This window comes from Tolypothrix tenuis PCC 7101 (assembly GCF_963874875.1).
GTDB classification, from domain to species: domain Bacteria; phylum Cyanobacteriota; class Cyanobacteriia; order Cyanobacteriales; family Nostocaceae; genus Aulosira; species Aulosira tenue.
Genome location: NZ_CAWNJS010000001.1, coordinates 3711699 through 3720724 on the forward strand (window position 1 = coordinate 3711699; position 9026 = coordinate 3720724).

Here is a 9026-nt window from a genome sequence, read left to right on the forward strand (position 1 = left end):
AAATTAGTAACAAAATTGGCAAAATCCTTTCTGTTCGCTTGGCACAAATTAAAAAATGGTAAAAGTTAGCAAGTATACAATTTTGGGTAATGGGTAATGGGTAATTGGTAATTGGTAATTGGTAATTGGTAATTGGGGTTTGGTGTTGGGTGTTTGTCATTAATTTTTTTCCTCTGCTCCCTGCTCCCTTGCTTTTCCCAGTTTCCCTCATCTACCCAAATGCTCAATCTGCCATTTCTTCTCGCAATAAGGCGCGGAATCCGGCTTGCTGAAAATGTTCGTTGGCGGTTAAGGCTTCGGTAATTCCGCCGTATTGCATGACAATAAAAGATACGCAATCAACAAAGCTCCATTCTTTTTCGGAGCGATCGCAATATAGTTGAAAAGCCCTATCGTAGAGTTCCGGCGATAAAGGTACAATTGCAACTTTTGAGTCGGCGGCTAGGGCATTTAATAAGGTAACTGCACCATGACGAAATGGCTGTTTGCATAGGAGATTGCCGATTTCTAGCATCACAGCTTGGGTAGTTACCAAGCGTGTACCGGCGGTTTCTAAAATTTCTGCGAGATGCACAGCACGTCTATGTAATTTATCTTGCGGTGCAGATAAAGCGATCGCAAATGTTGTATCAAGAAAGACTTCAGACTTCATGCTGAATTTCTGAACCTTATAAATATTTGTCGATGTTGGTAGACCAATCAGTCGGCCCTGAAAGATTCAGCGATCGCGCGGTCTGCAAGAATGATACACTTTCCTGCTTCTCAGGCGGTAAAATTTCGATACTCAACCGCACACGAGTATTGTTTGGTAATGCGATCGGTTCAGTAGGATAGAATACTCTGCCATCAAATACGGCTGTGATTGTATCTGCCATGATATTTCCAAAGCGCTGCAATAATATCCTAATCTGGTTGTGTACAGAGGGGGGAAGGGGGAAGGGTGAAGGGTGAAGGGGGAAAGATGAAATTGTATATTTGTTGTGGGGTGGGCATCTTGCCCGCCCAATATATGCAAGTTAAATATGGAAGAGCGTAATTCAAAATTAATCACAGACGCGATTAATCGCGTCTCTACAACTTTTGACTCTGTTTTTAAATCTTGCAAGATACCCAAATACCACGGCCATGTTTGGTAAATTCATCGATGGTTTGCAATGACAGTTCGTGATTGGTCATATTTTGCAGCATTGCTAAAGGTAGAGTGAGAGAATTTGCACCCGCTTGCAGGGAGGCTACTGCTTCTTCTGGAGATTTGATACTAGCCGCCATAATTTTTGTATCGCTACCTTTGACTACATTAGCCATTTGCTGCACTAAAGCTATGCCATCACCTAAAAGTTTAGTAGCACGATTAACATAGGCGATCGCATATTTTGCACCCGCTTCTTTGGCTATGGCGGCTTGTGCTGCACTATAAATTCCTGTCACCGCACAGGGAATTTCCCCCTGTAATGCTGCAACCACCTGAAAACCAACTAATGCTGCAGGAATTTTTAATATAGTTTGCTGACCAATAATTCCAAAAGCCGCCCGCCCTTCTGCTAACATCTCATCAAAATCAGATGACATTAACTGATAAAACAAGGGGCCTGTAGTTAACTGTGCCAATCGTTTGAGTGTAGTCTCTACTGGTAAATCGCTTTTTGCCAAAAGAGTTGGGTTGGTCGTGATACCCTTTACCCAACCCAATTCTTTAGCAGCCTGGGCTTCAGCGATAATTGCCGAATCGAGATAAATGCTCACGTTTTGCTCCAAAGAAAGGTGTTTTCGCTGTCATTCTACAGCTGATAGGAAGGGGACTGGGGATTGGGGACTGGGAAAAGGTTGACAATTCAGAACTCAGAACTCATACCAATTTGAATAAAGAATACGACAGTGTTGTACAAATCCCTCGCGCCCTCATCCCCTATACCCCTTCTCCCGCAGGAGAAGGGGAACTAAATCTCTTACTCCCCTCTCCTGGCGGGAGAGGGGCTGGGGGTGAGGGCGAAACCTTGCAACTAAGCGGGTTTCACGTTAAGTTGACACCAATGGTACAACACGCGCCGTATATAGCTTTTAGCTGAAGTTGACACATCTGGGGAGTATCGCAATATTCAAAATGACCCAGCTTTCTGGAAAACTGGGTCTTGGTTGGAGGTTTACACAAGGATGAAATCGGTGAGGTCAATTAGGTTGACGGTGATGCCATTGAGATAGGCGAGGACTTCATTGCCCTTGCTAATCCTGACCCGGGTGCCATCCTGTAAAATCGTCAATTGGGCAAAGGCAAGACCCCCTGTTAAGCCAATCTTGTCTACGCCATTCTGGAAATCGGTTATGGTATCGGTGCCTTCCTCTGTTGCCAGAATAAAGGTATCATTGCCAAGATTGCCGGTGAGGGTATCGTTGCCGAGTCCGCCGCGCAGTCGATCGTCGCCATTGTCGCCGAACAAGACATCATCGCCTGCATTGCCGAACAGGATATCATTGCCGTTACCACCCCGGATGGTATCGTTGCCCGCTGCACCTTGAATTGTATCGATGCCGTTGCCACCGTTGAGTACCAAACCAAAGTTAATCGTTAAGATGTTGGGGGTGGGGTCAGTATCAACACCACCGTTGGCAGTACCGCCAGTATCCTGCACGCGGAAGGTGAAGCTGGCAGGGTTGGGAGGTGTTGCGGGTGGGGTGGAGAAGGTGGGGGCGAGGTATTGCAACTTGTTAGCCGTGATATCGGCGACAGCAATCGATTGATTGAGGGTGACATTGACACCATTGAGGGTGAGTCGCCCGGTTGTGGGTAAGGAACTGATGATTACGGCTTGCAACGAGTTTGCAGGGGTATCGTTGGGGTCAGTGAAGCCGAAGTCAGCGACGGTGAAGGTGTAGCTGGTGCCTGTCGTGATGGTTTTATCCGTACCGGAGGGGGCATCATTCACCGGGGTGACATTGACGGTAAACGTATTGGGCGTTGCGTCAAGGTCAATGCCGCCATTGGCAGTACCGCCGTTATCCTGCACCTGGAAAGTGAAGTTGGCATAGTTTGCCCCATTGGCATTCTCAGCGGGAGCGAATTTGAGTAGTCCGTTGGTGATATCGGTGACGGAGATGAACTGTTCTGTGGTGACGGTAGTGCCATTGAGGGTCAGGCTGCCAGCACCGGAGAGTGTACTAATCTTCACCGCAAGTAGGGTATTGGCAGGCGTATCGCTGGAGTCGCTGAAGCCAAAGTCCGCCGTGGTGAAAGTGTAAGCGGTATCTTCCAGGGTCGTCACGGTCTTGTCTGTTCCAGCAGGGGCATCATTCACCGGGGTGACATTGACAGTAAACGTATTGGGCGTTGCGTCAAGGTCAACACCTCCATTGTCAGTACCGCCGTTATCTTGCACTTGGAAGGTGAAGCTGTTGGAACTTGTGCTGTTGGCAGCTGGGGAGAATTTGAGCAGTCCGTTGGTGATATCGGTGACGGAGATGAACTGTTCTGCGGTGACGGCAGTGCCATTGAGAGTCAGGCTGCCAGCACCCGGGAGTGTACTAATCTTCACCGCAAGTAGGGTATTGGCAGGCGTATCGCTGGAGTCGCTGAAGCCAAAGTCAGCCGTGGTGAAGGTGTAAGCGGTATCTTCCAGGGTCGTCACGGTCTTGTCTGTCCCAGCGGGGGCATCATTCACGGATGTGACATTCAGGGTAAGGGTATTTGCTGTGGCATCAATATTAACGCCGCCGTTAGCAGTGCCGCCGTTATCCTGCACTTGGAAGGTAAAGCTGGCATAGTTTGTGCCATTGGTATTCTCAGCGGGAGTGAATTTGAGCAGTCCGTTGTTAATATCGGTGACGGAGATGAACTGTTCTGCGGTGACAGCAGCCCCGTTGAACGTCAAGCTGCCAGCACCGGAGAGTGTACTAATATTCACCGCAAGTAGGGTATTGGCAGGCGTATCGTTGGGGTCAGTGAAACCAAAGTCCGCCGTGGTGAAAGTGTAAGCGGTATCTTCCAGGGTCGTCACGGTCTTGTCTGTTCCAGCAGGGGCATCATTCACCGGGGTGACATTGACAGTAAACGTATTGGGCGTTGCGTCAAGGTTAACGCCTCCATTGTCAGTACCGCCGTTATCTTGCACTTGGAAGGTGAAGCTGTTGGAACTTGTGCTGTTGGCAGCCGGGGAGAACTTGAGTAGTCCATTGGTGATGTCTGTGGCACTGATCAACTGTCCGGTGGTGACGGCAGTGCCATTGAGGGTCAGGCTGCCAGCACCCGGGAGTGTACTAATCTTCACCGCAAGTAGGGTATTGGCAGGCGTATCGCTGGAGTCGCTGAAGCCAAAGTCTGCCGTGGTGAAGGTGTAAGCGGTGTCTTCCAGAGTGGTGACGGTCTTATTACTACCAGCGGGGGCATCATTCACGGATGTAACGTTGATCGGCACTGTAAACGGAGTAGAGGTAAAGCTGCCATTGTTGTTGAATTGGTAGGTGAAACTATCTGTCCCATTGAAGTTAGGGTTGGGGGTATAGGTGAAAGAGCCGTCTGGGTTGAGTGTGACCGTACCATTGCTAGGATCACTCACCTTGGTGGCTTGCAGGGCGCTGGTATCCACATAAACATCATTAATCAAGACCCCGTTTAAGCGATTGACCGTGAGCAGATTATCTTCAAGCACGGTGTACGGTTTGACGTTCGATGCCTGGTTACCACTGAAAATAATCCCACCATTGAAAGCGACGGTGGGAGCTTGTGCCACTCCTGCTTGGCTCACGAGGTCAGGGGTAATGGCAAAAATTGCCCCCCCAATGCCCTGACCATTATTTGCTCCGGTGCCCCCGATGGCTTGGTTATTGCTGAAGATGGTATTGGTGAGGGTGAGAGAGCCAGCCCGGATAAAGATCGCTCCACCCAAGCCAGCTCCACCGCCACCGAAGCCACCGCTGCCACCTTCGCCGCCGGGAGAGTCATTGCTGCGGCCGCGGCGGCCGGTGCCGCCGCGGCCGCCACCGAAGCCACCGCTGCTACCACTGCCACCGAAGCCACCGCTGCCACCTTCGCCTTGACCGCTACCGTCAGGGCGGCGGCGGCCAGCAGCACCGCCGCCGCCACCACCACCACCACCGCCGCCGCCGCCACCGAAGCCACCGAAGCCACCGAAGCCACCACCGCCACCACCGCCACCGTCGCCACTACTGGCACCGCCGCCGCCGCCGCCACCACCACCACCACCGCCACCGCTGCCAAAGCCACCGCTGCCGCCATCGCCACCGATGCCACCGATGCCAGCACTGCCGCTGCCGCCACTGCCGCCGCTGCCGCCGAGGAGACCGCCACCACTGACGCCGCTGTCGCCGCCGTTGCTGCCGCTGCCGCCGCTGCCGCCGCTGTTGCCACCACTGCCACCGTTACCCCCGATCGCCTGGTTGTTGCTAAACGTGACATTTGTGGTGCTTACCGTACCGTTATCAATATACAAAGCACCCCCAAAACCACCATTGCCGCCAGTACCTCTTGTTCCATCTGCGCCTTTAGCCACTCCACCTGTCAGCGTCATGCCAGAAAAGCTGACCACGCCGCCATTCACTGTAAAAATTTGATTGCCGTTGCCGTTAATCGTGTTGTTGTTCCCAACAAAGGCAATGTTGCTGCTGATGGAGGTCAGGACACCGCTCAAACTGATTGCACTAGTTAGGGTAATGGTGTCATCGCCAACTTGTGTGTTGGCATCATTAATCGCGGTATTCAGAGACGCAAAATCACTGGCTGTAAAGTTGGCTAACACATTCTGATACGCTGCCTGCGCCCAGTCGGACAGTGGGGTTGCCGCTTCAATCTTGCCTGTACTAAATTCCAACTCCCAATCACCGCCCAGGGCAGCGTTCCCCGTCAAGTCTGTTGATGCTGCCACATCTGCACCCGTCAGCGCCGCAATCTGGCTGACAAAATTCTGTCCTGTGGCATCTGCCGCCACATTACAGCCAAATAACAGAAAATCTCCCTCCTCACTCAAGGAACTAGCCCAGGATTGCAACAATCCAGCATAGTTCCCCAAGTTATCCCCATTCAGGCTGGTATTGCCCAACTGCAACGCCCCATCACTGCCGTGAGAAAACACCGACACCGAGGAGAGATTTTTGTAGCCTGCTAACACCTGGCTGATCTGGCTCAATTCATCGCCATTGGGATTGAGGACATACACTGCCGTACCAGGGCTGACTCCCGCCACCAGGGTTTGATAATTTGGCAATTCCCCATCCACAAAAGCAACAGCACTGGCACTGCTGTTAAAGGATAGAGGCGCAGAGAATGGGTCAAAAGCAGACACCGAATTTGGCTGTATGGGGTCTAATCCAGTCAGGGAATGAGGAATTGTAGAGAATGAACTTTCGGAACTCAACATAAACACTCCTTATTGAAAAACATCAAGCCCCAGATTTTGCAGACATTGCACAAAAGACAGGGATGATGAGTATTTGGTCACAGCAAAGCTTTCCGCTCGTTCACAGATGAACTCGGAAGATTTATTGGTCAGCTATTCTGCTATTAAGTTGCAGAATCCATCGTGCAATTAGTTGACAGCGCCGCACTGCGATGCCCTGAGCTTGTCGAAGGGAGCCTGTCGAAATGTTGATAGTTGATAGCCCTGATTACTTAGTTATGTAATTTAGCCGCTTATTAGCTGAATATGAGAAATTTTAAGAGCTAACCTCAATATCTTTTCATAAAAGATTCGATGACGCAGTAGATTTACTGAATCTTTACAAAGGCTTGATTAACAATACCTTCGCCAAAATCAGCTAAGGTGTACACACAAGTACTATCTGTAAGGGTAAAAAATATTTGATACATCAATCATGACTTTTCAAACATCCTCTGAGGAAAGCCACTATTGAGTTAAGAAAAGCCACTATTGAGTTGAGAATAGCCACTATTGAGTTGAGAATAGCCACTATTGAGTTGAGAATAGCCGCTATTGAGTTGAGCAAAGCCGCTACTGAGTTGAGAATAGCCACTATTGAGTTGAGAATAGCCACTATTGAGTTGAGAATAGCCGCTATTGAGTTGAGAATAGCCGCTATTGAGTTGAGCAAAGCCACTATTGAGTTGAGAATAGCCACTATTGAGTTGAGAATAGCCGCTATTGAGTTGAGCAAAGCCGCTACTGAGTTGAGAATAGTCGCTATTGACTTAACGATAGTGGCTTTTGTTGTTGGTTGGCGAATTTGCGATCGCCATCAATCAATACTCCGCCCCGGTCAAGCGCCCTAGAAGGGCGGGGCTTGTACCCATGCTCCGCTTCTCTACGAGACGCTACGCGTAGCTTGCTTCCACGAAGTGGTACGCACTCGCGTTGGGGGAAAGGGTTTGCCACCTGTGTCAACTTAAGCTAAAAGCTATATACGGCGCGTGTTGTACAAATACCCTCGCCCTCATCCCCTAACCCCTTCTCCCTCAGGGAGAAGGGGAATTAAATCTCTTGCTCCCCTCTCCTGGTGGGAGAGGGGCTGGGGGTGAGGGCAAAACCTTGCAACCAAGCGGTTTTCACGTTAAGTTGACACCACTGAGGGCTTGCTCCCCCTGCTCCCCTGCTTCTTTTGACATTATCGGCGTTGCGTAAGTCTAACCTTATATATAGTGAATATATTTCGTGGGCAGAACCACAGGATGGGGTGAGCGATGGCAGCAAATTATACAGTTAAGAAAATCAAGAAATCCCTTCATGAGGCTGGTGTTAAATTTGTCCGCATTCTTTGGTGTGATAATGCCAACATTATTCGGGGAAAAGCTGTGCATTTAGAGATGCTGTCTCACTATTTTGAACATGGTGTAGGCATATCTGCAGGGGAACAGGGCATACCTGTGATGTATGATGCGATCGCACCTGATTGTGGTTTGGCTCCTGTGGGTGAAATCCGCTTGGTTGCAGATTGGGATAGCTTGACACCTCTACCCTATGCGCCTGGTCATGCCCGTGTGCTGGGAAATATGATCCTTGATCGGCAACCTTGGGCGTTTTGTCCGCGCCATTTTCTTAAGGAGATGATTACCGCAGCCAAACGTGAGGGATTGGAAGTAAAAGCCGCTTTTGAAAACGAATTTTATCTATTGCGACAAACATCTGAGGGCATTGTACCTACAGAATCCACGGTGTTTGCTGCTACTCAAGCAATGGATATTAATCGGGAGGTGATGGATGCGATCGCAGATGCTTTAATTGCCCAAAAAATCCCTGTAGAACAATATTATCCAGAATCCGGCCCTGGTCAGCAGGAAATATCTATGCGTTATACTGACGCTTTGCGTGCCGCTAACTACCAAATTGTATTTCGAGAAACCGTCAGAGCGATCGCCCGTCATCACAATTTGACAGCTTCTTTCTTACCCAAAATCTTTCCAGAAGCAGCGAGTAGCGGTTGTCACATCCATCTTAGTTTGTGGCGTGACGGGCAAAACATTGTACCCGATACCCAAGATGCTGCAGGTCTTTCCCAAACAGCCAGAGCATTTATTGCAGGTATTTTGCATCATCTACCAGCACTGATGGCTATCACTACCCCTAGTCCCAATTCTTACCGCCGCATTCGTCCTCATACTTGGAGTGGTGCTTTCCGTTGTTGGGGAATCGATAACCGCGAAGCAGCTGTCAGAGTTCCCAGCGACCCAGAATTTGGTAATCCGACACATTTTGAGGTCAAAACTGTAGATGCAACCGCGAATCCTTTCTTAGCTATAGGTGCAATCATTGCAGCCGGACTAGACGGGATAAAACGCCATCTTGAACTTGCCAACCCCGTCAACGAAGACCCCGGAAATTTACCCATCGAACAGCGCACAGCCAATGGTATTGACCCCTTACCTACAAATTTAGGGGAAGCGTTAGACCATCTTAGACAAAATAACGTCTTATTAAATGCGTTAAATCCCCAATTATCACAAGCATTTGTCGCAGTCCGTCAAGCCGAATGGCTAGCAATGAAAGATTGGGACTTAGATGCAGAAGTAAAGTTGTTATTGGAGAGGTATTGAGGGGATGGGGGACTGGGGATTGGGGACTGGGGAC

5 protein-coding genes and 1 pseudogene are annotated in these 9026 nt (G+C 49.7%); 1 reads left to right on the forward strand and 5 read right to left on the reverse strand.

Annotated elements, in window-relative coordinates:
- Positions 1-223: 223 nt before the first annotated feature.
- The 5 genes and pseudogenes from AACU25_RS15200 to AACU25_RS36940 form a co-directional block, all read right to left on the reverse strand.
- Positions 224-652 (reverse strand): type II toxin-antitoxin system VapC family toxin, encoded by a 429-nt coding sequence (locus tag AACU25_RS15200; RefSeq protein ID WP_096576934.1) that lies wholly within the window; start codon positions 650-652, stop codon positions 224-226.
- Between the two features lie 16 nt (positions 653-668).
- Positions 669-875, reverse strand: a complete 207-nt coding sequence (locus tag AACU25_RS15205; protein WP_096576936.1) for an antitoxin family protein — start codon at positions 873-875, stop codon at positions 669-671.
- A gap of 217 nt (positions 876-1092) precedes the next feature.
- Entirely contained in the window at positions 1093-1743 is a 651-nt protein-coding gene (locus AACU25_RS15210) for a transaldolase family protein (RefSeq protein WP_096576938.1), read from the reverse strand.
- A 398-nt stretch (positions 1744-2141) separates the two neighbouring features.
- Complete coding sequence (locus tag AACU25_RS15215; RefSeq protein ID WP_339382032.1) at positions 2142-6365, reverse strand: DUF4347 domain-containing protein; 4224 nt, start codon at positions 6363-6365, stop codon at positions 2142-2144.
- 494 nt (positions 6366-6859) lie between these two features.
- A pseudogene (locus tag AACU25_RS36940) lies at positions 6860-7102 on the reverse strand (hypothetical protein); the annotation flags it as partial.
- A 540-nt stretch (positions 7103-7642) separates the two neighbouring features.
- On the opposite strand from AACU25_RS36940, the gene AACU25_RS15225 reads away from it, so the two are divergent.
- Positions 7643-8992: a glutamine synthetase family protein gene (locus AACU25_RS15225; protein ID WP_096576940.1), complete on the forward strand. Its 1350-nt coding sequence runs from the start codon at positions 7643-7645 to the stop codon at positions 8990-8992.
- Positions 8993-9026: the final 34 nt, after the last annotated feature.

Bases quoted from the DNA above. Each gene is read 5' to 3' on its own strand.
- AACU25_RS15200 (WP_096576934.1), bottom strand. From the start codon at position 652: ATGAAGTCTGAAGTCTTTCTTGATACAACATTTGCGATCGCTTTATCT.
- AACU25_RS15205 (WP_096576936.1), bottom strand. From the start codon at position 875: ATGGCAGATACAATCACAGCCGTATTTGATGGCAGAGTATTCTATCCT.
- AACU25_RS15215 (WP_339382032.1), bottom strand. From the start codon at position 6,365: ATGTTGAGTTCCGAAAGTTCATTCTCTACAATTCCTCATTCCCTGACT.
- AACU25_RS15225 (WP_096576940.1), top strand. From the start codon at position 7,643: ATGGCAGCAAATTATACAGTTAAGAAAATCAAGAAATCCCTTCATGAG.